The sequence below is a fragment of the Archangium gephyra genome (assembly GCF_049060025.1).
Taxonomy (GTDB): domain Bacteria; phylum Myxococcota; class Myxococcia; order Myxococcales; family Myxococcaceae; genus Archangium; species Archangium gephyra_A.
The window spans coordinates 106,506-130,295 of the sequence record NZ_JBMEQQ010000002.1 but is presented as its reverse complement, the minus strand read 5'-3'; the positions used below and the strand labels follow the sequence as shown (position 1 = coordinate 130,295).

General features: G+C 68.8%; 20 protein-coding genes and 1 pseudogene. 8 read left to right on the top strand and 13 right to left on the bottom strand.

Translation table 11 applies throughout. The annotated features are described in order from the left end of the window. Nucleotides 1–4: 4 nt before the first annotated feature. The 3 genes from ACN28I_RS00670 to ACN28I_RS00660 all read left to right on the top strand — a co-directional run bounded on the left by ACN28I_RS00670 (nucleotide 5) and on the right by ACN28I_RS00660 (nucleotide 4,385). Nucleotides 5–454 (top strand): DUF4265 domain-containing protein, encoded by a 450-nt coding sequence (locus ACN28I_RS00670; RefSeq protein WP_420940259.1) that lies wholly within the window; start codon nucleotides 5–7, stop codon nucleotides 452–454. Nucleotides 455–636: 182 nt separating this feature from the next. After that, on the top strand, nucleotides 637–3,471 hold the full coding sequence (locus ACN28I_RS00665) for an SNF2-related protein (protein ID WP_420940258.1): 2,835 nt from the start codon (nucleotides 637–639) through the stop codon (nucleotides 3,469–3,471). Nucleotides 3,472–3,770: 299 nt separating this feature from the next. Continuing rightward, on the top strand, nucleotides 3,771–4,385 hold the full coding sequence (locus ACN28I_RS00660; RefSeq protein ID WP_420940257.1) for an alpha/beta hydrolase: 615 nt from the start codon (nucleotides 3,771–3,773) through the stop codon (nucleotides 4,383–4,385). On the opposite strand, the gene ACN28I_RS00655 is transcribed toward ACN28I_RS00660, so the two are convergent. The 6 genes from ACN28I_RS00655 to ACN28I_RS00630 all read right to left on the bottom strand — a co-directional run bounded on the left by ACN28I_RS00655 (nucleotide 4,382) and on the right by ACN28I_RS00630 (nucleotide 9,902). Further along, entirely contained in the window at nucleotides 4,382–4,699 is a 318-nt protein-coding gene (locus ACN28I_RS00655; RefSeq protein WP_420940256.1) for a Smr/MutS family protein, read from the bottom strand. The genes ACN28I_RS00660 and ACN28I_RS00655 overlap by 4 nt on opposite strands. Continuing rightward, the gene (locus tag ACN28I_RS00650) at nucleotides 4,689–4,937 is read right to left on the bottom strand and encodes a hypothetical protein (protein WP_420940255.1); all 249 of its coding nucleotides are present in this window, start codon (nucleotides 4,935–4,937) and stop codon (nucleotides 4,689–4,691) included. Before ACN28I_RS00650 ends, ACN28I_RS00655 begins: the two co-directional genes overlap by 11 nt. Nucleotides 4,938–5,024: 87 nt before the next feature. Further along, nucleotides 5,025–6,080: a DUF72 domain-containing protein gene (locus ACN28I_RS00645; protein ID WP_420940254.1), complete on the bottom strand. Its 1,056-nt coding sequence runs from the start codon at nucleotides 6,078–6,080 to the stop codon at nucleotides 5,025–5,027. A gap of 117 nt (nucleotides 6,081–6,197) precedes the next feature. Next, complete coding sequence (gene aac(3), locus ACN28I_RS00640; protein ID WP_420940253.1) at nucleotides 6,198–7,007, bottom strand: aminoglycoside 3-N-acetyltransferase; 810 nt, start codon at nucleotides 7,005–7,007, stop codon at nucleotides 6,198–6,200. 69 nt (nucleotides 7,008–7,076) lie between these two features. Continuing rightward, complete coding sequence (locus tag ACN28I_RS00635) at nucleotides 7,077–8,222, bottom strand: DUF3089 domain-containing protein (protein ID WP_420940252.1); 1,146 nt, start codon at nucleotides 8,220–8,222, stop codon at nucleotides 7,077–7,079. A gap of 78 nt (nucleotides 8,223–8,300) precedes the next feature. Further along, entirely contained in the window at nucleotides 8,301–9,902 is a 1,602-nt protein-coding gene (locus ACN28I_RS00630; RefSeq protein ID WP_420940251.1) for a serine/threonine-protein kinase, read from the bottom strand. A gap of 269 nt (nucleotides 9,903–10,171) precedes the next feature. Between ACN28I_RS00630 and ACN28I_RS00625 the strand changes: the two genes are divergently transcribed. Continuing rightward, complete coding sequence (locus ACN28I_RS00625; RefSeq protein WP_420940250.1) at nucleotides 10,172–11,311, top strand: epoxide hydrolase family protein; 1,140 nt, start codon at nucleotides 10,172–10,174, stop codon at nucleotides 11,309–11,311. A gap of 26 nt (nucleotides 11,312–11,337) precedes the next feature. Here ACN28I_RS00625 and ACN28I_RS00620 read toward each other — a convergent pair whose 3' ends face one another. Beyond that, complete coding sequence (locus ACN28I_RS00620; protein WP_420940249.1) at nucleotides 11,338–12,255, bottom strand: diacylglycerol/lipid kinase family protein; 918 nt, start codon at nucleotides 12,253–12,255, stop codon at nucleotides 11,338–11,340. Between the two features lie 51 nt (nucleotides 12,256–12,306). Continuing rightward, nucleotides 12,307–14,127, bottom strand: coding sequence for an aspartate--tRNA ligase (gene aspS / locus ACN28I_RS00615; protein WP_420940248.1), 1,821 nt, complete (start codon nucleotides 14,125–14,127; stop codon nucleotides 12,307–12,309). 303 nt (nucleotides 14,128–14,430) lie between these two features. On the opposite strand from aspS, the gene ACN28I_RS00610 reads away from it, so the two are divergent. Together ACN28I_RS00610 and ACN28I_RS00605 are read left to right on the top strand one after the other, a co-directional pair. Beyond that, complete coding sequence (locus ACN28I_RS00610; RefSeq protein ID WP_420940247.1) at nucleotides 14,431–15,708, top strand: hypothetical protein; 1,278 nt, start codon at nucleotides 14,431–14,433, stop codon at nucleotides 15,706–15,708. Beyond that, a complete protein-coding gene (locus ACN28I_RS00605) occupies nucleotides 15,705–16,553 on the top strand; it encodes a hypothetical protein (protein WP_420940246.1) in 849 nt (282 codons plus the stop codon). Before ACN28I_RS00610 ends, ACN28I_RS00605 begins: the two co-directional genes overlap by 4 nt. Before the next feature lie 283 nt (nucleotides 16,554–16,836). Here the strand turns inward: ACN28I_RS00605 and ACN28I_RS00600 are convergent. After that, nucleotides 16,837–17,271: pseudogene (locus ACN28I_RS00600) on the bottom strand (tetratricopeptide repeat protein); the annotation flags it as partial. Between the two features lie 277 nt (nucleotides 17,272–17,548). Here ACN28I_RS00600 and ACN28I_RS00595 point away from each other — a divergent pair. Further along, nucleotides 17,549–17,770 carry a YHS domain-containing protein gene (locus ACN28I_RS00595; protein ID WP_420940245.1) on the top strand — a complete coding sequence of 74 codons (222 nt, stop codon included), beginning with the start codon at nucleotides 17,549–17,551 and terminating at the stop codon, nucleotides 17,768–17,770. Nucleotides 17,771–17,774: 4 nt separating this feature from the next. On the opposite strand, the gene recJ is transcribed toward ACN28I_RS00595, so the two are convergent. After that, entirely contained in the window at nucleotides 17,775–19,478 is a 1,704-nt protein-coding gene (gene recJ, locus ACN28I_RS00590) for a single-stranded-DNA-specific exonuclease RecJ (RefSeq protein WP_420948534.1), read from the bottom strand. Nucleotides 19,479–19,700: 222 nt separating this feature from the next. Here recJ and ACN28I_RS00585 point away from each other — a divergent pair, with 222 nt between their 5' ends. After that, nucleotides 19,701–20,291 carry an acyloxyacyl hydrolase gene (locus tag ACN28I_RS00585; RefSeq protein ID WP_420940244.1) on the top strand — a complete coding sequence of 197 codons (591 nt, stop codon included), beginning with the start codon at nucleotides 19,701–19,703 and terminating at the stop codon, nucleotides 20,289–20,291. An 86-nt stretch (nucleotides 20,292–20,377) separates the two neighbouring features. Here ACN28I_RS00585 and secF read toward each other — a convergent pair whose 3' ends face one another. From secF to yajC, 3 genes are read right to left on the bottom strand one after another with little or no spacing between them, the layout of a single operon-like run. After that, entirely contained in the window at nucleotides 20,378–21,544 is a 1,167-nt protein-coding gene (gene secF / locus ACN28I_RS00580; protein ID WP_420940243.1) for a protein translocase subunit SecF, read from the bottom strand. A 20-nt stretch (nucleotides 21,545–21,564) separates the two neighbouring features. Further along, a complete protein-coding gene (gene secD / locus ACN28I_RS00575; RefSeq protein ID WP_420940242.1) occupies nucleotides 21,565–23,334 on the bottom strand; it encodes a protein translocase subunit SecD in 1,770 nt (589 codons plus the stop codon). Beyond that, nucleotides 23,334–23,687, bottom strand: coding sequence for a preprotein translocase subunit YajC (gene yajC / locus ACN28I_RS00570; RefSeq protein WP_420940241.1), 354 nt, complete (start codon nucleotides 23,685–23,687; stop codon nucleotides 23,334–23,336). Before yajC ends, secD begins: the two co-directional genes overlap by 1 nt. Between the last annotated feature and the right edge of the window lie 103 nt (nucleotides 23,688–23,790).

Here is a 23,790-nt window from a genome sequence, read left to right as displayed (position 1 = left end):
TCTCATGCCGGATGAGTACGTGAAGGTCCTGTTCAAGCTCGAGAAGGAGGACGAGGACTACCCCCCCGTGGAGTATGAGCGGCTCTGGGCCAGACCCCTGGGGGAGGGCTTGTTCGAGCTCGACAACGTCCCCTTCTTCGTCCGGGGTATCAGTGCGGGCGATGTGGTCGCCGCGCAGCAGGGAGCGGGAGAAGTTGTGTTCTCCGCGCTGGTTCGTGAGTCGGGCAGCAGCACGCTGCGTGTCATCGTCTTCGACGAAACACGCGTGGAGGATGTCCGCCGCCGACTCCAGGAGTTCGGCTGCTCCACGGAGCTGAACGTCTCGAAGATGCTGGGCGTGGATGTGCCTCCCCAGGTCGACTTGCATGCAGTGCGCGCATGGCTCATGGACGAGCAGTCCGCGGGCGCCTTGGAGTTCGAGGACGCCAGCATCCGCCATGATGGCCGTCCTTGATGTAGCCCCCACGGCACGCGGACTGCTGGAGTCCGGTCGCGGCCGTCAAGACCCTCCTGCACTTCCCCTCTCCCACGCGCCCCCCGCGTGACGCTCCCCAAAAAAAAGCGTGCCAATCGCTCCGGAGCCGATTTTTCGGCCTCGGAGAAGACCCCCTTTACACATCGATCGCACTTCCCAAAATGGGCCCCCTTTCGTGCTACACGCCTGTGCGAGCACGTTTCGTACGGTACGGAGACAGGGTCTTGCCGGAGGTCGCGAGGGAATTCAGGGAGCTGCGGGTGGCGGTGGATGCGGCGGCGGCGGTGTCGGGGACGGAGGTCCGCGCGGGCGCTGAGCAGCAGTCACGGCCGTTGACGCCCTTCCACGAGCGTCTGCTCGCCGAGGAGCTCACCATCAAGAGCTCGGACTCGCGCGAGCGGCTCGCGGGAGCGCTCGCCGAGGCCAAGGTCGATCTCAACCCCCACCAGCTCGAGGCCGCGTGCTTCGCGCTGGACTCGCTCTCGCGCGGCGGCTGCATGCTCGCGGACGAGGTGGGGCTCGGGAAGACGATCGAGGCGGGCATGGTCCTCGCCCAGCTCATGGCCGAGGGGAAGACGCGCATCCTCATCCTCGCCCCGGCCGTGCTGCGGGCGCAGTGGAACAGCGAGCTGCGCGAGAAGTTCGACCTCGAGTCGGTGATGGTGGATGGCCGCACGGTGCGCGCCACGGGCAACTGCTTCGATCAGCCCTTCCCCGTCATCTGCTCGCACCCCTTCGCCGCCAACAAGGCGCAGCTCGTGGCCGAGATTCCCTGGGACGTCGTCATCATCGACGAGGCCCACCGCCTGCGGAACGCCTACCGCGCGGGCCACAAGACGGGCCAGGCGCTCCGCTCCGCCCTCAGCGGCCGTCCCAAGCTGCTGCTCACCGCCACCCCGCTGCAGAACGACCTGATGGAGCTGTTCGGGCTGGTGACGCTCCTGGACGAGCAGATCCTCGGCCCCGAGCACGCCTTCCGCAGCCGCTACCGGCTGGAGGCGGAAACGGGCGGGCTGCAGACGGACGCCGTCAACGAGCTCAAGGAGCGGCTGGCCCCCGTGGTGCAGCGCACCCTGCGCCGCCAGGTGCGCGAGTACGTCCGCTACACCAACCGCCGCTCCATCGTGGAGGACTTCGCGCCCTCGCCCGAGGAGCAGGACCTCTACGAGAAGGTGAGCGAGTACCTGCGGCGCTCCGAGGTCGCGGCCATCGAGCCGGGCAAGAAGACGCTGCTCACGCTCTGCTACCGCAAGCTGCTGGCCTCCTCCACGTACGCCATCGCCCCCACCCTGCGGCGGCTCGCGGACAACCTCGCCAAGCGTCTGGAGGCGGCCAGGCTGGGCCAGCAGGCCCTGGCGCTCTTCGAGCCGGAAGAGGCGAAGCAGTACGTCGAGGAGGGCGAGGAGTGGGCGGACGACCCCGCCAAGCCCGTCAGCATCCGCACGCTCGAGAACGAGCAGTGGGAGCTGAAGCAGTACGCGGACCTGGCCGACTCCATCAAGGTGAACGCCAAGGGCGAGGCCCTCAACCGCGCGCTGGATCGCACCTTCAAGGTGATGAAGGGCCAGGGCTGGCCGGAGAAGGCGCTCATCTTCACCGAGTCCAAGCGCACGCAGCAGTACCTCTTCAACCTGCTGTCGGCCAACGGCTACGCGGGGAAGATCTCCCTGCTCTCCGGTGACTCGGGCGGCGGGCCCGAGGAGCGCCGCGCGCTGGTGAACGAGTTCCGCGAGAAGACGCAGATCCTCATCTGCACCGAGGCGGGCGCCGAGGGACTCAACCTCCAGTTCTGCAACCTGGTGGTGAACTACGACCTGCCCTGGAACCCGCAGCGCGTGGAGCAGCGCATCGGCCGCTGCCACCGCTACGGCCAGCAGCGCGACGTGCTCGTCATCAACTTCCTCAACCGGCAGAACGCCGCGGACGCGCGGCTGTACGAGCTGCTGGAGAAGAAGCTGAACCTCTTCGACGGCGTGTTCGGCGCGTCGGATGAGATTCTCGGCGCGCTGGAGAGCGGCGTGGACTTCGAGCGCCGCATCCTGGACATCTACCAGTCCTGCCGCCACCCGGATGACATCAACAAGGCCTTCGACAAGCTGCGCTCGGACATGGAGGGGCGCATCAGCGCGCGGATGACGGAAGCGCGCTCGACGCTGATGGAGCGCTTCGACGGCGACGTGCGGCGGCGGCTGCGCATGGCCGGGGCGGTGACGAAGGAGGCGCTGGAGAAGCGCCAGCAGGGCGCCAAGGCGCTGACGGGCTCGGTGCTGGGCAACACCAGCGCCTCGGGCCGGCTCCAGGTGGCCAAGGCGGCCTACGCGGTGCGCGACCGCACGCACGACGCCATCAACTACCTGCAGCTCAGCGCGGCGGAGCTGCCGGCACGGCTGGCGCGCCTGGCGGGCAGCGAGGGCTGGTGGTTCGTCTACAAGTTCGAGACGACGGGCCTGAAGGCCGAAGAGAAGATGGTGCACCTGGTGCTGGTGCTGGACCGGGACGGCAAGAGCTTCCGGGCCCTGCCGCTCACGGACGGCGAGCACTTCGTGAAGCTGGCGGCGAAGGAGGAGCGGCGCCGGCAGCCGCCTCCGGTGTCGGTGTCGCTGATGCAGGAGCAGGCGCTGATGGCGGCCAAGGAGGAGATCCTCCGGGCGGCGGAGCGGCGCAACGCGCTGGAGATGGACCTGGCGCGGGAGCGGGCGGACCGGTACGCGGAGGACTGCCTGCTGGAGTCGCGCGAGCAGGTGGAGAAGGCGCGCGAGGCCTGGCAGGAGGCGCGCAAGGTGGTGTGCGCGCAGGAAGACCCGTCCGAGCGGGTGAAGGCGCGCGGGCACGCGGAGCGGCTGGAGCGCGAGTACCGCAAGAAGCTGGCCTCGCTGCGCAACGAGGAGGAAAAGCGTTACGCGGCGAAGGACCGGCAGGTGGCGGACCTAGCCAACAAGTCCAAGGTGGCCGAGAAGCGTTCCCTCATCGCCTCCGCCTACTTCTGGCTGTCGTAGCCCCAGCCCCAAGGCCCCCCCGGTTGCTCACGGGAGCAGGCGTGCGTCCAGGCACTCGTCTTGTACGTCCCGACGGAGCAAGCATTCCTGCTCCCGAGTGGCAGAAAAGTCGTCCTCGGGCCCCGGCCGGGCACAGATTGTGCCCGGAAGGATGCGTGGCCGGTGGTGCACGGAGGAGCGAGCCGATGAGCAACAGGGAAAAGGGGGAAACGGGCCGGCAGGACGAGTCCTGGCGTTCCGCCCGGTCAGGGCGTCTGCGGGCGCACCCGGGCACCCCGCGGACCGAGGGGGGCCCGGGCATGCATCCCCTCGGCGTGAGCCTCGGACACGATGCCATCCTCTACGTGCCCCCCAGCTACCAGCCGGACCAGCCCGCGCCGCTCGCGGTGATGTTCCATGGAGCGGGAGGCTCGGCCCGGCACGGATTGGAACTGCTCCAGCCCCTGGCCGATGACTCGAACCTGCTCCTCCTCGCGCCGGGCTCGCAGGGCCCCACCTGGGATGTGATCGTGGAGGACTTCGGGCCGGACGTGCACGCACTCGACGCGGCGCTCGCGCACACCTTCGAGCGCTACGCGGTGGACCCCTCGCGGGTGGCCATCGGCGGCTTCTCGGACGGGGCGTCGTACGCGCTCTCGCTCGGGCTCGGCAACGGAGACCTGTTCCGGCACGTCATCGCCTTCTCCCCGGGCTTCGCCGTGCCGCCCCGGCAACTGGGCACACCGCGCATCTTCATGAGCCACGGAACCCAGGACCGGGTGCTCCCCATCGACCGGTGCAGCCGGCGGCTGATGCGCGTCTTCGAGCGCGCCGGCTACGACGTGAACTACCGCGAGTTCGAGGGGCCCCACGTCGTCCCCGAGGAGATGATGCGCGAGGCGGTGCACTGGTGGTTGGAGGGGACGGTCCACTAACCGGGTTCCAGCGGCTTCAACCGGACCCAGGTGGCGCCCCACCCGCCATCACTCTCGGAGGCGGAGCGGAACGACTCCACTTCGGGCAGTTTCGGGAGAAGCGACTGCACGGTGCGCCGCAGCGCGCCCGAGCCCTTGCCGTGGATGATGCGCACGTCGAGTACACCCTTCTGACGGCAGGCCCAGAGGTACTCGGTGACGACGTCCTTGACGTCGCGGGGGTGGAACGGGTGCAGGTCGAGGTTCCCATCCAGGGGAAGCTCGACGGGTGCTTCGGGATCGAAATCGGCGTCCGGGTCCTGCTCAGCGGCCACGGCGCTCGCGCTCCAGCTCCTGCTGCCGACGCTGCGCGGCGAGCTTGTGACGCGCCTCGGCGTCTCGGAACTCGGACTCCAGCGTGGAAATCTCGTTACGCAGGGTGGAGAAATGTTTACGCACGTCTTCCCAGGTGTCACCGGCTTGCTGGCGTCGCGCTTCTTCCTCGACACCAGCGCCCGCCCCTCCGGCCGCTGTCATGCGTGCCACGAGCGCTGCAACCAGGACCGATCTCATGACCGCCCTTCCAAGCAAGCTGCGTGCTCAGTCCAACGGGGTGTTTTTGATCCTACTTCTCCCACCATAGACACACACCTGGAGGGATCAAGAGTCCACATTCGGGAGGTTTCGTGTACGTGACATGACGCTTCGCGCCAGAAGCACGGCGGAAAGGGGTGCGCTCCCCTCCGCTTTGTTGTTGAGCGTGACGAAGACGGGCCGGCCGGAGCGCAGCGCGGCGGTGCTGGCGCGGGCGATGGCCTCGCGGGTGCGCACGTCCTCGTCCACGAGCTTGTCGAAGGGGAAGTAGCGCTTGCGGGCCTCCTCGTAGTCGAGGTGGGGCGGCAGCATCCAGCGCACCACGAGGGCCGGGGCCTGCAGGGCGCGCAGGCGCAGGGCCTGACGCTCCACGGGGGGCATGTTCTTCCAGACGGCGAGCACGGGGCAGGCCCCCACATCCGCGAGCGCCTGGGCCATGGCCTCCGTCAGCAGCGACTCGTTGCGGAGCTCGACGGCGTAGAGGGGGCCCCGGGGCAGCGCGGAGAGGAAGGCGTGCAGCCGCTCCACGAAGGGCCCGGCCCCACCGAGGTCCTGCGGATCCTGCGGCGGGAGCTGGAAGACGAGCGGCCCGGCCTTCTCGCCCAGCCCCTCGACGAAGGGCGCCACCACGAGATCGCGCGCGTAGGCGGCATCGAGGAAGCGGTCGTTGGGTTGACCTCGCAGGTCGCCATAGCGCTGGTGCACGGGCCAGCGCGAGAGGGTGCAGGCCTCGTGCGCCTTCACGAGGAAGCGGAAGCCGGGAGGCACCTGGGCGGCGTACTCGGCGAAGGCGGAGGCGGGAATGGGGGCGTAGAAGGTCCGGTCCACCCCCACGGTGCGCAGCACGGGGTGCTGGGCGTAGGCGGCGAGCCCCTCGCGGGAGAGGCGCGCCGGGGTGGCCTCGCGGTCGTAGACGAGCCCCGGCCCCGTCCAGCCCGGGAAGGTCCAGGACGAGGTGCCCAGGTAGAGCCCCGGGACGAGCCCTTCCCCGAGCGCCCTCACCTCCTCGGGCTGCCCGGCGGGGCCCACGGGCTCGCCGGGGCCGCGGCGGCGCCCACGCGGCGGCGTGGGGCTGGGAGCCCCGGTGAAGAGATCGAGCTGGGAGGGGTCACGGTCTGGCATGGCGCGCTCCGGCGTACTCTATTCCGAGAGTAAGCCGTAACGGCCAGACTTCCAAGGTCAAGTCGAACGAACATGCCCGCCGGGCGGCCAGGCCGCCGCGGGGTTCATCCCGGCCCCTCAGCCGAAGCGGCGCTCCAGCCAATCCACCGCGAACGGGGTGATGGCGGCGGCCTCGACGAGCGTGCTCGGCGCCTCTCCGACGAGCCCCTGCACGCCCCGGCCCGTCGCGAGGAACTCGGTGACGATCGTGGCGAAGTAGTCGTCCGCGAGGCCCTCGACGATGGGCTCCCCGGTCTCGAACTCCTCGACCATGCGCCACTGCGTCCCCGAGGCGGTGGCGAAGGGCACCTCGCAGCGGCGGATGCGCTTGCCCCGAATGCGCGCCAGATGCTCGGCATGGTGGAGCAGGGTCATGGTGTCGAGCGGCGCCCCCACCATCAACACCTTGCCGCCAGCGGCCACCAGCTTCGCGAGGGGCGAGCCTTCGCCGTACCCGTAGTCCAGCGGATGATCCGCCGTCAGCCACTCCGCCCGCGCGCCGATCGCGGCCATGGATGCGCCCGGGCTGCCACTGCGCCGGGCGCCGGGCCAGGTGCGGATGAACTCGGCCAACGTGCCGTTGTCCCGGATGGCGCGCGAGGCCGCCGGATCAAAGGGCGGCACATGGGGGCGCCATTCATCGGGGACGCGTCCGTCCGCATCCAACAACTCGTCGTAGCGAGCGTCCCAATCGGTATAGGCGAGCACCGTCCCCCCCGGGCTCGACGCGTCGAGGAGCGCGCCAATCAATGCATCGGGCCCGTTCAACAAGCGTCCGACCCGGCTCATGGCCGCGTGGACCATGACGATGTCTCCGGAACGGACGCCCAGCTGCTCGACATCCCTGCGCAACGAGGCACGTGTACGAAAGAGGGCGGCGTCCGGCATGCGGGCCAGATTACAGCGGACAACCCATGGAGGGGAGGCATCATCCCGCCTCACATGGCTCGGGAGGGGCTACGGATCCCCCCCTGTGTTCGTGGTGGCCTTCGTGCGCAGGAACGCCGCCACGCGCTCGGACGCGTTGCGGCGGAGGCTCATGTAGAAGAGCTGGAACTCGACGGGATGGTAGTTGCCCTCGCCGAGCGTATGGTCGAGCAGCCGGCTCATGAAGTCGCGCGGCATGTCTCCGCCGATGAGGACCTCCAGCTTCCCGTCCTTGCATTGCGCCCCGGTGAGCCCCGGCCGCACCTGGGGCGGGTTCTCTTCGAGGAACACGGCCCCTTCGTTCCGCTCCGGCGGGGCCGGTGCCGTGTCGTGCCGCCAGGTCAGGGGATTCACGCAGAGGGAAGGGCTCGACGCGAACGCCGCGTCCGTCGCGAAATCCCGCACCTGGATTCGCTCCGTGTAGCCCGCGCCGCGTGCATTCCAACTGATGAGGCAGCCGGTCTGCTCCGGCGAAGCGCAGAAGGGAATGTCGGGAAGGGCCTGCTGGAGAGCGCCCTCCGCCATCGGAATCCCAATGAGATACGCGGCGACGAGCTGCTCCCGGACCGGCGTCCCGCTCACGGCCTCGCGCAGGAGGCGTCTGGCATAGACGGTCCCCTGGCTGTGAGCCACGAGGATGAAGGGCCGGCCACGGTTGTAGGTCTCCCGCCAGTAACGGAACGCCGCCGCGACGTCCTGGTAGGCGAGTTCCATCGCGGCCAATCCCTCGTCACTCCGCCCGGTGAGGGCGGTCATGTTCGCCTGCCGGTAGCGAGGCGCGTAGATGGCGCAACAGGCGTTGAAGGCACTCGCTTGAATGAGCGTCGCCACCCGGTCGGTGGCTTCGTTGAGCGTGGCGTCGTCGACGGGCCCGTTCCACTCGCCACCGACGTACGTGGTGGGGTGGAGGTAGAAGACGTCCACGGGTGCCCGGGATTGATCGAGAGCCGGGCTCGACGGCGGCACCGTGTCCGCGAGGTCTTGCAGTTCGGGCAGCGCGCTCCAGGCGGAGGGCCGCGTGTAATCGGGCGGAGCGGGAGGTGCCGCCTGGCTGAACGGGGTCCTGGGGGTGACCGACCACAGGAAGATGGACCCGAAGTTCATCCCCAGGAGCACCAGCAGCAGGGTGCACACCGCGAGCGTGACGAAGAGGACGCGCCGGAGCCTGTTCCGCATCGCGGGACGATAGGAAGGCCGGGCGTCACGTGTCAAAGCAGCGGCGCCCGCCTGCCCCACCCCTGGCCTCAGCAGGTGTCAAAGGCCCTTTGGCATCTCCAGGACGGCCGTGGGCTCCTCCTCGTCCCTGGGGGCCGTGAGGCCCGTGGTGCCGGGCACTTCACCGCGCGAGGCCACCTGCTCCGCCTTGAGCACCAGCGCCTCATGGACCAGCCGGGCCAGGGCCTGCTGTCCATGGGGATAGGGGGCGTGTGCTCCCGTCAGCCCACAGAGCTGCTCGCGAAGCCGCTGCCCTCGCGGGGTGCGCTCCTCGCTCCGCCACCGCAGCAGGTCCATGATGGCGGCATCCAGCACCGGGGGCACCTCCGGGCGGAAGGCCGAGGGCGGCAGGAGCGACGCGGGAGGCGTGAGCTTCAACCGCTCGGAGATGTCTTCCCCCTTGAAGAGGGGCTGGCCCGTGAGGGCCTCGTGCAGCGTGGCGCCGAGCGCGAAGAGATCCGCGCGCCCGTCGAAGGACTCGCCCCGGGCCTGCTCCGGTGACAGGTACCCCAGCTTGCCGCGCACCTGGTCCGCCTCGGTGAGGCGGACATGGATGCCCGCCCGCGCCACCCCGAAATCCCCCAGCTTCACCTCGCCAATGCGCGACAGGAGGATGTTGGGGGGATTGACGTCCCGGTGCACGAGCCGCAGCGGCACGCCATTGCTCGAGGTGCGCCGATGCACGTAGTCGAGCGCATCGCCCAGCTCGGCCCCGAGGTACGCCACCACCCCCGGAGGCAGGGGCCCGTGGAGCTTGAGCAGATCGCGCAGGGACATGCCCTCGATGTGCTCCATGGCCATGAAGTAGGTGTCGGCGAAGCGGCCCACGTCCAGCACCTGGATGATGTTGGGGTGGTTGAGCAGCGAGCCCAGCTCCGCCTCGCGGCGGAAGAGCGTCACGAAGGCCTCGTCCTCCGCGTAGGCCGGGAGGATGCGCTTGATGGCCACCACCTTCTCGAAACCACCCTCGGGGCTGTAGGTGGCGCGGAACACCTCGGCCATGCCCCCCACGCCCAGCCGCTCGTGGAGGAAGTACTTGCCCAGCAGGTCCTTCGCGCGGATGGCGTGCAGCGCCTCCTCCGCATTGCGCGCGATGTGGCCGGCTACCATGGCGGCCATGCCACCCGTGATGAAGTAGTAGACGGCGCGCTGCACCATGAGGGGCGGCGAGAACATCACCGGCACGGTCGGGGGCAGCCGGGGAAGGGCCACGAAGAAGTAGAGCAGCAACAGCTCGGTGGCCACGAGGCAGCCCGCGAAGATGGCCAACCGCTTGGAGCGCAGCGCCGCGAGCACGATGAGCGTGCTCCAGAGGACGGCCGCGGGGTTGGACAGCGCCTGCTCGGCATCCGCGAAGAGGATGTCGTAGGCGAAGAGCCACACGCCGGCGCCGGTCTCCAGGCAGACGTTGAACCAGCAGATGGCCGGATGGAACCACCCCCGCCGCAGCACCCGGGAGATCCACCCGTAATACACGGCATAGGCCGCGCAGCTGCCGATGATGGCGAAGGCCCGGGGCCACCCGATCTGCGAACCCAGGCCCACGGCGCACAGGAGGAAGAAGAAGGACACCCCGCTGTTGAACCAGGCCACGGAGGCTTCGCGAGCGGCGGCTTCCGCCCGGAAGTGCTCGGCGAGCATTTGGGTGCCGACCGGCGCCAGGGTGTCTGAACGAGGGGACGCACGCATATGCCCCCCCATTCTCCGGGAGCCGGGACGACAAGGCGAGTCCGTGACACGGCCTCCACGCGCCATCCACTGTGATTGGTGACACGCGGCGGAGGGCTCCGCCCCGGCACCTCGGCGATCCCTCACCCGCCGCCTGCCGTCTACCGCTGCCTCGCGCACCTGCCCGGCTCCGCCTCGCGCGCGGCATGACCGGACGGGGACGGACCGATTAACCTCGGCTCATGTCCCCTCGCCCCTACCGCATCCACGTCCCCGACGCCGTCCTCACCGACCTGCACCGCCGCCTCGATGCCACACGCTTCGCCGAGCCCCTCCCCGGGGCGCCCTGGCAGCATGGCGCGAGCGTGGCCTACGTGCGCGAGCTGTGCGACTACTGGCGCCACCGCTACGACTGGCGCCAGCACGAGGCCTCCCTCAATCAGCATCCCCAGTTCCTGTGCGAGGTGGATGGCGTGGACCTCCACTTCTGGCATGTCCGGGGCAAGGGGCCCTCGCCCATGCCGCTGCTGCTGATCCACGGCTGGCCCGGCTCCATCTACGAGTTCCACCACCTCATCGGCCCGCTGACGGACCCGGCCGCGCACGGAGGCAGGGCCGAGGACTCCTTCGACGTCGTCATCCCCGCGCTGCCCGGCTATGGCTTCGGGGGCAAGCCGCGCGAGGAGGGCTGGGACGCGGTGCGCATCGCCGCCGCCTTCGACCAGCTCATGGTCAAGCACCTCGGCTACCCGCGCTACGGCGCGCAGGGCGGGGATTGGGGAAGCCTCGTGGGCATGATGCTCGGGGTGGACCACGCCGAGCACCTGGTGGGCCTGCACCTCAACATGGCGGACGCCGCGCCCCCCAAGGGCCACGAGCAGAGCGAGGAAGCCCAGGCCATCGCCAGGGAGAAGGCCACCTTCCAGTACTTCGAGGGCGCCTACGGCCACCAGCAGGGAACCAAACCCCTGTCGCTCGCGCTCGCACAGGCGGACTCGCCCGCGGGCCTGGCCGGGTGGATCGTCGAGAAGTTCCGTGCCTGGAGCGACTGCGACGGGGACGTGGAGCGTTGCTTCTCCAAGGACTGGCTGCTGACGAACCTGATGTTCTACTGGGCACCCAACAGCATCGCGAGCGCCGCCAACCTCTACTACGAGGTGATGGGCGGCAAGCCCCAGCCGAAGATCTTCGCGCCCCTGCGCGCGCCCACCGCCGTGGCCGCCTTCCCCAAGGAGATCATCAAGGCCCCGCGCAGCTGGCTCGAGGCGCGCATGGACCTGCGGCGCTACACGGAGATGCCGCGCGGAGGCCACTTCGCCGCCGTGGAGCAGCCCGCGCTGCTCCTGGAAGACGTGCGCGCCTTCTTCCGCGAGCTGCGCTGAGGCGCGGGCCCGGGTGGCGCCTCCCATCAAACCTTGAGGCGGATGGCACCGGGCAGGATGGAGACGCGGCACGGCAGCTTGCCCGGCACCTCTCCATCCATCTCCAGGAGCACTTCCTGATCGCTCTCGGCTTCCAGGGTGCGGCACTGGAGGTAGCGCGTCTTGTTCCAGGTGATGTGGTCACCGTTGTAGACGCCCTTGGACTTGATGATGAAGTCGGACAGGCCGTAGTCGTGCCAGATGGTCAGGTCGAACATCCCATCGTGGGTGACGGCCTTGGGGGCCACGCACATGCCGCTGCCGAAATAGCGGCCGTTGGACGCGGCCACGACGGTGATGTCCAGCTCCTCGGGCGCGCCCCCGTCCACGCGCAGGCGCACCCGGCGATCCTTGTACTTCGCCATGGTCTTCACCGTGCCCCACAGGAAGCTCAGGTTGCCGCCGAGCGCCTTGCTGCCGATGTTGACCTCGTGGGCCACCGCCGCGCTCACGCCGAAGGAGGCGATGTTGGCGAAGTAGCGCGACTCCTTCTGCCCCTGGTGGTTGACGTACTCGACGAGCCCCACGTCGAAGGGCTCGGTCTTGTCGGTGCGCAGCCGCGTCAGGGCCGAGTCGAGATCCAGCTCCCAGCCGAAGGCGCGCCGGAAGTCGCCGCCGGTCCCCCGGGGAATGAGTCCCAGGGCCGCGTGGGGGTTGATGGCCTTGCCCTCGGCGAAGAAGCCGTTGACCACCTCGTTGATGGTGCCGTCGCCTCCCACGGCGGCGATGCACTCGTAACCGTCCGCGAGCGCATCGCGCGTCAGGCGCACCGCGTCCATCGCGCGCTCGGTGAACCCGAAGCCGAAGTCACCGATCGCCCGGGTCACCTGGCCCGAGATCTCCGCCCAGCGCTTGCCCGTCTCGCCACCGGCACTGCGCGGATTCACCACGAGGAACGTCTTCATCGAAAGGGATTCCAAATCCCTCTCCCCGAGGGGGGGGAGAGGGGAAGTTGATTACTTCTGGGGAGGCGGCACGGGGCGCACGTGCACCTCGCGCAGCTGCTTCTCGTCCACGTCGCCCGGGGCGCCCGTCATCGAGTCCGTGCCCGTCTTCGTCTTGGGGAACGGGATGACGTCACGCAGCGACTCGGCTCCGGTCAGCAGCATCACCAGGCGGTCCATGCCCAGCGCGATGCCACCGTGCGGCGGCGCGCCGAACTTCAGCGCGTCCAGCAGGAAGCCGAACTTCGCCCGCGCGTCCTCGTCCGAGATGCCCAGCGCCTTGAAGACCTCGGCCTGCACCTTCGGGTCATGCAGACGGATGGAGCCGCCGCCGATCTCGAAGCCGTTGAGCACCACGTCGTAGCGGTGGCACTTCACGCGGCCCGGATCCGTCAGCAGGTACTGCACGTCCTCGTCGTGCGGCCGGGTGAAGGCGTGGTGCGCGGCGGCCCACGTCTTGGTCTCCTCGTCGTACTCGAAGAGGGGCGGGTTCACCACCCAGAGGAACTTCCACACGCCGCCGCTGCCGTACTCGGGGATGAGGCCCAGCTTCTTGGCCACGTGCACGCGCAGGTTGGCCATCACCGTGTGCACCAGCGACTCGCGGCCGAACTGGAACAGGAGCAGATCGCCCGTCTTCGCGTTGCACGCCTGGTTGATGGCCTGGCGCAGCGCCGGGGTGATCGTCTTGGACAGCGGGGACTGCGTCCACTCACCGCCCTCGCCCACCTTGGCGCGGGCAAGGCCCTTGGCGCCGTTCTGCTTGGCGAACTCCTCCAGCTTGTCGCTCTCCGCGCGGCTCATCGGCTTCTCCGCGGGGACGACCATGGCCTTGACGATGCCGCCCTGCTCCACCGCCTCGAACATCATCGGCACGCCGCCCGCGGCGCCGTGCTGCTTGATGAGGTCCGTGAGCACGATGTGCTCCAGCCCGAAGCGCAGGTCCGGCTTGTCGTTGCCGTACTTCGCCATGGACTCGTAGAAGTCCATCCGCATGAAGGGCGTGGGCACGTCGATGCCGAGCACCTCGCCCCACAGCTTCTTGATGAGCCCCTCGATGATGGTGAAGATGTCGTCCTGGGTGACGAAGCTCATCTCCACGTCGATCTGCGTGAACTCGGGCTGCCGGTCCAGCCGCAGGTCCTCGTCGCGGAAGCACTTGACGATCTGGAAGTAGCGGTCGAAGCCCGCCACCATGAAGAGCTGCTTGTAGAGCTGGGGGCTCTCGGCCAGGGCGTAGAACTTGCCCGGGTTGAGGCGGCTGGGGACGAGGAAGTTGCGCGCGCCGCCCGGCGTGTACTTGCCCATGAAGGGCGTTTCCAGCTCGAGGAAGCGGTTGTCCACCATGTACGAGCGCGTGAGGGCGTTCATCTTGGAACGCGTCATCAGCGACTGCTGCAGCGGCTTCCGGCGCAGATCCAGGAAGCGGTAGGCCAGGCGCTTCTCCTCGGCCGTGTCGATGCTGTCCTCGACGAGGAAGGGCGTGGGCTCGGAGCGGTTGAAGATGGTGAGGTCCGAGGCCTTGATCTCGATCTCACCCGTCTTGAGCTTGGGGTTCACCTGGGAGCCGCGCGAGGCGACCTTGCCCTTGATGCCGATGCAGTACTCGAGCCGGAGCTGCCCGGCCAGCTCGTGGGCCTCCTTGGCGATGTCCGGCTCGAAGACCACCTGGGTGAGGCCCTCGCGGTCACGCAGGTCGATGAAGACAGCGCCACCGTGGTCTCGCCTGTTCTGAACCCAGCCGAAGAGGACGACCTCCTCACCGATATTGGCCTTGGTGAGCTGGCCGCAGGTATGAGTACGCTTGACCTCGGTAATGAACGGGACCGCCATGACACCGCCTGCACAGAGGGGGGGTTGGAAGGGCGGCACCATAGAGAGCGTGGAAACGGTGCGTCAAGGAATCCGAGAAGGAACCCCCGTGCCGTGCGTGAAGCGCCCGCGCCCTGCTTCTGACCGCCCCGGAGGCCCGGGCGGCGGGCTCGGTGATGGCACTCGCGGCGGCCGGTGACTCGGCTGGCTTCTCGGACAGGGAGTATGGGTTGGACCTGGGCCTGGGACTCACCAGGACGGCCGCGACGAGACCCTCCGCCCCCGGCTTCAGGTGGCCACCGGACCCGTAGTAAGAAGACCAACATGGTCCGAAAGCTGACAGCCGCCGCCGCGCTCGCGACGCTGACCGTGTCGTGCGCGCCGCCAACCCAGACGCCCATGAAGGTGCGCGCACTCGTGCTCTCCAGCAATGGCGAGTACGCACCGACGGAAGTGGAGCTCAAGACGATCACCGACATCGTGGCCATGGAAGGCACGGTGCTGAAGGTCATCGGGAGCGCCCACATCCGGATGGACTCGCAGGATCCCGAGGCCAACGCGGCCCAGACGGATGAGGCGTACCTGCGCGCGGTGCTGAAGGACACGGGCCGTCCCGTCACCGCCAGCTTCAACACCGACACGGCGGGCGTGCTGTGGCCGGCGGACTTCCACACGTGGAACCTCGTCACCACGTACTACAACCTCGAGCGCGCCTGGGAGTACTTCACCACCATCGCCGAGGTGAAGCAGGCGGACCTGCCGCAGACGATGGCCTACTACTTCCCCAGTTTCGTCATCGCCGACGAGAGCGACGAGCCGGTGAAGGACAACGCCCTCTTCTTCTCGCCGGTGAAGGGCTTCCTGTTGCTGCCCTTCGAGAAAATCCAGAAGGCGCCGATGGCGCTCAACGCCTCGATCCTCACCCACGAGTACGCGCACCTGGTCTTCAACCGCCGGGTGTACGGGGGGCGCGGCGTCCCCGACCCCATCCGCTACTGGTCGCTGGATGGGAACACGCCGGGCCTCAACGTCATGAAGTCGTTGGACGAGGGACTGGCGGACTTCCATGCCTACGTGGCCTCGTGCCAGACGAGCTACGGCTGCAATACGCGCGTGCTGGCCACCTCCGAGGAGGGAGAGCTGGAGGCGAGTCGCGATCTGTCGAAGAACTGGTGCATGAGCAGGGAGCTGTACAGCCAGCTGTACGGCGGCGGTTTCAACAGCACGTTCCGCGGCCGCGAGTACCAGGTGGGCACCATCCTGGCGAGCGCGCTCTACAGGGCCTCCACGTCGGCGGCCGATCGCCAGGTGCTGGCGCGCGCGGTGGTGGCGGCCTACTCGGATTCGGATCCGCTCAAGCCGGGCCTGGCCCAGCTCGCCAGCGCGTCCCTGGACAACCAGGCGAAGTTCACGCTGGGGGTGGCCGCCCGCTCCATCGTCCGGCACATCCCGCGCGGCAACGTCACGTTGAAGAACGCGGTGTGCACCAACTTCGCCACCTACCTGCAGATCCCCATCGCCGAGATGACCGGTACTGACGAGGACTCCTGCCCGGAAAGCACCACCACCACCTCCGCCTGCCCGTCGATCTACACCCCATGAAGACCGCCATCCCGCACTCCTGGCTCCTTCCCTGTCTCCTGGGGGGACTGACACTCGCCACGCCCACGTTCGCCCAGGACGAGGACGCGCCCTACGCCTACCCGGACGAGGAGCGGTCCGAGCAGAACAACAGCGCGCGCCGGCAGCGCCTCCAGCAGGACGAGGACTCGCCGTACGCCTACCCGGATGAGGACAAGCCCGAGCGGGCGCAGGAGCGCCAGCGCCGCTTCGAGGAGGACACGGCCGAGGACTTCCGCCGGGCCGCCGAGGGCGACGAGGAGGAGAAGGGCTTCGAGCGGATGGCGCGCCTGGACGACCCGAACACGGGCGTGGCCTTCGAGGTGATCGGCGGCGCGATGTTGCTGAGCAGTCCGCGCGGGCAGTTGCTGGGCGACCTCCTGCCGGCGGTGGGCGGGCGCTTCACGTGGGAGTACGGGCGGCTGTTGGGCTCGGAGGCGCTGCGCGAGGCGCTCTGGTTCGACGTGCGCTACACGTACGCCGGGGTGCGCGAGGGCACGGCGCTGATCGTCGGAGACACGAAGCTGCACTACGCGACGATCGCGCCGGCCTACGAGCTGACGTTCGGCGAGTCCTCGGACTACGGCGCCTACGCGCAGGTGGGCGGAGGCTTCGCGTACGAGATGACGACGGTAGAGATCGGCGGCAAGGTGACGCCGATGGACGGCATGAAGCTGCTCATCCAGTACGGGGTGGGCCTGCGGGGCCGGACGAAGCTGTCGATGGAGTCCAACGTGCGGTTGGCGTGGCGCGTGGAGCTGATGCGCTTCCGGCGCGGCTACCAGGACGACACGTTCGTGGGCGCCAGCCTCGGCACCGCGTTCTAAAATCGTGACCGGCTTTGGGCCTGCTCGTCGTCATCCTTCCAAACCAGCGGCCAGGGGGCACGGAGAGGTAGCCCCTCACTCGCTCTGCTTGAGCTCGAGCTTCTCCCGAGAAGATCTTCCCCAACCGCTCCATGCCCTTGTACCCGAGCTGCTGCGCGGCCTGCGTCAGCTCGTCGCGCTTCTGGGTGTTGCCCGCGTAGTGGTAGGCGATGGCGAGGTTGGCGGCGATGACGGGATCCTTCTTGTCCAGCGCGTAGCCCTGCTCGCCGAGGGCGACGGCCTCGTCGATGAGGCCCAGCTTGATCGCCACCACCGTCATGCTCGAGTAGGTTTGGGCGTAGGACGGGTCGACGGCGAGCGCCTGCTGGTAGGTGGCCATGGCCTTGTCGTACTGCTCGCGCAGGCGGTAGAGCCGCCCCTGGCCGGTGATGGCCTCGATGCGGCGGGGATTGAGCTCCAGCGCCTTCGCGTAGGCCGTCTCGGCCTCGTCCAGCTTGTTCTGGTCCAGCAGGGCATGGCCGAGGATGGTCCAGGCCACCTCGTCGCGCGGCGCGTCCTGCAGGTGCGCGCGAAGACGGGTCACCGCCTCCTCCACCTGGCCGCTCGTGTACAGCGCCGAGATCTCGCTCAGCCGTTGCTCCGGGGACTTGCCGGGGCAGGAGTCACACGCGGCAAGCAGGAAGACACAGGCCAGGACCAGCAAGCGCTCAGCGGACATGACGGACTCGGAGGAACGAGAGACGGGAATGGGCGGGGACTATCGCGCCGGGGTGTGGTTCCACACAATGCAAGGGCTGGCCCCGAGGACAAGGAAGCTGTCGGCCATGTGCCATCCGCACCCGCGGGCTGGGAAAAGATTTCACCCTCGCGGGAGATCCCTCCACCCCGCGCCCCCACCCCCGGCCCGCAACCCCGCGAATCCACGAGGCCCGGCGCTGGCACGCGCGCTGCTTTGAGCCGGAGCAGGAAGGTGACTGGTTGGGGGAGGCGGGGAAATGAAGGAAGTGGCGAAGCGACACCTGGATCCGGTCTGTGGCAAGCACCTGGAGGCGCCCGAGGGCCGTCCCTCCACGGAGTACAAGAAGCGCCGGTATTTCTTCTGCTCGGAGCGGTGCCGCACGGCGTTCCAGCAGCGGGCGGAGCGCTTCCGGATGAACGACCTGGCGCGAGCCGGCGCGTTGCTGACGCCGGGCCGGGTGCGCTGGGGCATCGCCTGAGCCGTCAGGCCGCGATGCGCAGATCCTTGAGCTTGAGCGACAGCCGCCGCTGACCGCGGAAGGTGTCGAAGCTGGCCTGGAAGGCCAGGTCCACCGGGCCCTCGGTGAGCGCCAGCCGGTCCGCCATGCCGAAGCCGATGGCATCCACGGCGGGCGCGTCCACCAGGGCCAGCTTGAGGTGGCCGGCGCCTCCGGACTTGTGCGGGAGCACTCGCGGGCGGGCCACCTGGTGGCGCAGCACGAGCACGGGCTCGGGATTGCCCTGACCGAAGGGCCCCAGCTTCTGCAGCGCCTCCACGGCGCGCTCGTCCAGCTCCTTCACGCCCACCACCGCGTCCACCTTGCAGCGGGGGATGAGGTCCTCGGGCGTCAGCCGCTGCCGGGCAATGCGCTCGAAGGACTCGCGCAGGGCGGGCAGGTGCTGCGCCTCGATGGTGAGGCCGGCGGCGTGCTTGTGCCCACCGAAGCGGGCGAGCAGATCCGAGCAGCCGCTGAGCGCGTCATAGAGGTGGAAGCCCTCGATGCTGCGCGCCGAGCCCTTCCCCACCCCGTCCTTCACGCCGACGATCACCGTGGGACGGTGGAAGCGCTCCACCACGCGCGAGGCGACGATGCCGATGACTCCCGGGTGCCAGCCATCCGCGTAGAGGACGAAACCGCGCGTGTGCTCGGCCCGCTCCTGCGCCTGGGCGAGCGCCTCGGTGAGGATGCTGCTTTCGATGCCCTGCCGCTCGGCGTTGGCCCGGTCCAGCACCTGCGCCAGCGAGCGCGCCGCGTCGAGTGACTCGGAGCACAGGAGCTGCAGGCCCAGCGAGGCGTCATGGAGCCGGCCGGCGGCGTTGATGCGGGGCCCGAGTCGGTAGCCCACCTGCCCGGCGGTGACGGGGCTGTCCGCCTCCAGGCCGGCGACCTCCTTGAGGGCGCGCACGCCGAAGCGGCGGCCCGCGGACAGCTCCTGGAGACCGTGGTGGACGAGGATGCGGTTGGCGCCGGTGAGCGGCACCACGTCCGCCACGGTGGCCATGGCCACCAGGTCCATCAGCGCCTTGAGGTTGGGCTCCTTGCGGGTGGCGAACCAGCCGTCCTCGCGCAGCTTCTTGCGCAGGCCCATGCAGAGGTTGAAGGCCACGCCCGCGGCGCACAGGTGCTTGGTGGGGTACTCGCAGCCGGGCTGGTGCGGGTTGAGCACCGCCACGGCCGGAGGCAACGTGGCCGGCACCGTGTGGTGATCCACCACCACCACATCCAGGCCCAGGTCCCGAGCCCGGGAGATCTCCGCCACGGAGGTGATGCCGCAGTCGAGCGTCACCAGCACCCGGGTGCCGTCCGAGGCGATCTTCTCCACCGCCTGGAGGTTGAGGCCGTAGCCCTCGTCCATCCGGTGGGGGATGTAGGTGGCCGGCCGCGCGCCCAGCTCCCGGAGGAACAGGGCCATCAACGAGGTGGAGCACACGCCGTCCACGTCATAGTCGCCGTAGAGGGTGATGTGCTCCTTCTCGCGGATGGCGCGGAAGAGCCGCTCCACGGCGGCGACCATGCCCTTCATCCGGAACGGGTCGGGCAGATCGGCGAGCTTGTCGGACAGGAAGGCCGAGGCGGCCTCGGGGGTACGCAGGCCCCGGTGCACGAGCACGCGCGCGGAGAGCGGATGCAACCCGAGCTCAGCGGCCAGCGCTGCTGCGTGCTCCTGGGGTACCTCCGGCATCATCCAACGCACGTTCGCCTACCCTCCTGGGATGCCCCGCGGGGGGCTCCGGGCCACAACACCCACAGTCTACTTTGGAAGTCTGTCAGAGGAAACCCGACCTGCCTCTCGTTCCCCTCTCCACACAGCGGACGAGCGGACGAGCGCTCCTGGGATGCCCTCCCGGCGCAGGCGTCGCGCGGGATGAACAGCTTGCGATGCACGACAGTGAACAAGGAGGGCTGCATGGCACGCAGGGGCATCCGGTTGGCGGCGCTGGCGCTGGGGTTGGGGGTGGCGGGTACCGCGATGGCGCAGGACAGGCAAGGAGATGTGAACGTCTTCGTGGACGGAGGCGTGGGCGGGTACACGGGCGACCTGGGCGAGCTGTCGGCGACGGGGCCCACCTGGGGTGTCACCCTCAACCTGCAGCCCTACAAGATGCTGGGCTTCGAGGTGGGGTACGACGGCTCGAAGAACGACGTGACGGACGACCGCTTCCGCGCCGCCGAGGCCCCCTCGTTCATCCGCCACGGTGCGACCACCCTGCTCAAGGTGTCGCCGCCCTTCGAGAAGGTGCGCCCCTTCGTGGGCGCGGGGCTGGGCGTCTCCTACGTATACGTGCGGGGCGCAGGCGCCGGGGACAGGTACAGCTCGGACCTGATGCAGGAGGTGCCGCTGGCGGCGGGCCTCGAGTTCAACTCCGGGGCGCTGACGGCGGGCATCCGCGGCACATGGCGGGTGCTGGTGGACGACAACTTCGCCGACGGAGCGGTGCCGGGGGATGCGAGCGGCGCGCTGGTGGACGGCACCCTCACGGTGGGTGGCCGCTTCTGACGCGGTGCCCCTGAAACGCCGAAGGCCCTCGTCCCCGCGACATCGCGGAGCACGAGGGCCTTGGCGTTCGTCCTGCCCTGCCTGACTCAGGCCGTCTTCGGCTCGTCCAGGTTGGTCTTCTGGCGGGCCTGGCGGGCGGCCTCGCGCTCATCCAGCCAGATGGTGAGCGGGCTGGCGATGTAGATGGTCGAGTACGTGCCCACGATGATGCCCACGAGCATCGCCCAGGCGAAGTCGCGGATCTCTCCCACGCCGAAGATGAGCAGGCCGATGAGGGAGAGGGCCGTGGTGCCGGAGGTGAGGATGGTGCGGCCCAGGGTGTCGTTGATGGCGATGTTGATCACCTCGGCGAACGGCTTGCCCTTGAACTTGGCCATGTCCTCGCGGATGCGGTCGTAGATGACGATGGTGTCGTTGACCGAGTAGCCGACGATGGTGAGCAGCGCGGCGATGGCGGTGAGGCCGAACTCGGCGCGGCTGAACAGGTAGAAGCCGGCCACCATCACCACGTCGTGGAGCATGGCGAGCAGCGCGCCCGGGCCGAACTTGAAGTCGAACCGGAACGCCACGTAGATGAGGATGGCCATCATCGAGTACAGCAGCGCGGCGACGCCGCGGTTGCGCAGCTGCTTGCCGACCTGCGGACCCACGTACTCCACGCGGCGCATCTCGAAGTCCGGCTCGCCCTGCACGCCCGCCGTCAGCGCGGCGCGGATGCGGTCCGCCATGCCGCTGGCGACGACCTGGTAGTCGAAGCCGCCGGCCTGCGCCGCGCCCAGCTCGCGCACCTCCTCCACACCCGTGCCCGTGGCCTCCACCGCCTTGCTGATCTGCTCGGCGGGGAGCGCCTGCTCGGAGCGCAGGTTGATGATGCCGTTGGCCAGGTCCGGGTAGATGCTCTTCATCGGCCCCAGCGCCTGGAGGGACTCCTTGGCCTTGGCCGCGCTCTCCTCGGTGAGCTGGGTGACGCCGCCCAGCCGCAGGAGGAACGAGTTCTCGTCCGCCGCGCCGATGCTCTGCACCGACACGTCGGGCAGCCCGCCCGCCTCGGCGCGCTTGCGCACCTCCGCGGCGCTGGTGGGCTTGTTGAACTGCACCTCCACCACCGTACCGCCGGCGAAGTCCACCCCGAAGTTGAAGCCCCACGTGGCGATGCCCACCAGGATGATCAGGTTGAGCACCGTGGAGATGAAGATCGCGGGCTTGCGCTTGCTAATGAAGTCGATGTTCGTCTTGTTCTTGAGGATTTGCATCTGCTGTTCCCCGGGGCCTTCTAGACGGACAGCGTCTGGGCGTTACGGCCTTGGACCAAGTAGTTCATGAAGACGCGCGTCACGAGGATGGACGTGAAGAGCGAGGCCAGCAGACCGATGATCATCGTGGTGGCGAAGCCGCGCACCGGGCCCGTCCCCGTGAAGAAGAGGATGAAGCCGGCGATGAGCGCGGTGACGTGTGCATCGAAGATGGTCCAGAAGGCCCGGTCGTAGCCCTGCTCCACCGCGACGCGCACCGTCTTGCCATGGCCGAGCTCCTCGCGGATGCGCTCGTTGATGAGCACGTTGGCATCCACCGCGACGCCCAGGGTCAGCGCGAAGGCGGCGAGGCCCGGCAGGGTGAGCGTGGCGTTGAAGAGCGCCAGGCCGGCCAGCATGAGCAGGCCATTGAGCACCAGGGCCACGTCGGCGATGAGGCCGGCGATCTTGTAGTAGATGGCCATGAAGGCGATGACGAGCAGCAGGCCCACGATGGAGGCCAGGCTGCCCTTGCGGATGAGCTCGTCACCCAGCGAGGCGCCCACCTGGCGGATTTCACCGGTGGTCACCGGCGCCGGCAGCGCGCCCGCCTTGAGGGCCAGCGCCAGCGTCTGCGCGTCGGCCAGCCACACCTCGAGGGGACGGCCACCCGAGCGGCCCATGGTGATGCGCGCGCGGCCGCCACCGATGCGCTCGTTGATGCGCGGGGCGGACTGCACGTTGTCGTCCAGCACGATGGCCATGCGCCGGCCCGTGCCCTTCTCGGTGAGCAGCTCGAACTCGCGGGCACCGGCCGCGTCGAAGCTGATGTTCACCTCGGGCTCGTTGAGCTGGCTGATGTTGGCATCCGCGCCCGTCACGCTCTCGCCCGTGAGCGGCACTTCCTTCTCCACCAGGTAGGTGCGGTAGCTGTCGCACACGCCCTTGCGCGTCGCGCTGGGGATGCACTCGAGCAGCACCTGGCGGTCCGCCGGCGTCGTGGGCTGCACGTAGGCCAGCAGCGCCTCGCGGTTGGGGCCCATGAGCTGGGGGAAGCCCTCGGAGGTGTCCAGGGTGATGTTGCTGCCCTCCGGCGGCGGCGTGTTCGTGAAGGTCTGCCGGAAGAAGTCGGTGGTGTCGTCCACCATGCGGAACTCGAGCTGCGCGGTGGTGCCCACCAGCTCCTTGGCCCGCTCGGGATCATTGCGGCCCGGCAGGGAGATCTGGATGGCATCGGTGCCCAGCTTGCGCACGTCCACCTCGGCCACGCCCCACTTGTCGATGCGGCTGCGGATGATGAGCATCGCCTGATCCACGGACTCCTCGCGGAAGCGCGTCACCTGGCCCTCGTCCGGGGTGAGCACCAGCGTCGGCCCGTTGCGCGACACCTTGACGAAATCGGTGAAGGTGGCGAGCACCTCCTTCTCGATGGCGTCCATGGTCTTCGGGTCCGCGGCCGTCAGCGAGAGCTGCAGCGCCTCGGGATCCGTGTTCACGGACACCTGGCCGAGCTGCTTCTCGTTGATGTAGCGGGCGATCACATCACCCCGGCGCTCGGTCCGCTTCTGCAGCGCCGTCTTGGTGTCCACCCGCATCACCATGTGGATGCCGCCCTGCAGGTCCAGCCCCAGGTTGATGCGGTACTTGGCGGGGGGAGCCCACGCGGGCATCCTCTCCTCGAGCAGGGCCAGGTTGTTGCGCTGGCTCCTCTCGAGGACGAACAGCGAATAATAGGAGGGGATGAGGAGCCACACGGTCAGCAGCGTCACGCCGATGACCAGGCCCAGCCTCCAGTACCAGCCGCGATCCATTACTTCTCCTCCTTCTTATCTTCGGTCTTGGCGGCCGGAGCCGTCTCGCCCGGCACCACGTACCGGCCCGCCACGGAAGTCTTGAGCACGCGGATGCGCACCCCGTTGGAGACCTCGAGCGTCACTTCGCGCTCGGCCACCAGGTAGATGCGCCCGATCATCCCGCCCTGGGTGATGACCTCATCGCCCTTCTTCAGCCCGGCGACCAGCTCGCGGTGCGCCTTGAGCTGCTTCTGCTGCGGCCGGATCATCATGAAGTACATGATCGCGAACAGGCCGATGATGAAGACGATGTTCATCGCACCGCTGGGGCCGCCCGCCGCCTGGGCCAGGATCAGAAAGCTGTTAGCCACAAACCGCCTCGTCGATTGGAGAGGGTTCCGCCCACGCCGCCGTCCACCACTGGACAACGGACAAACCGGAAAGGGGGGCCTCTTAGCAGCAGGCGCGCACCCC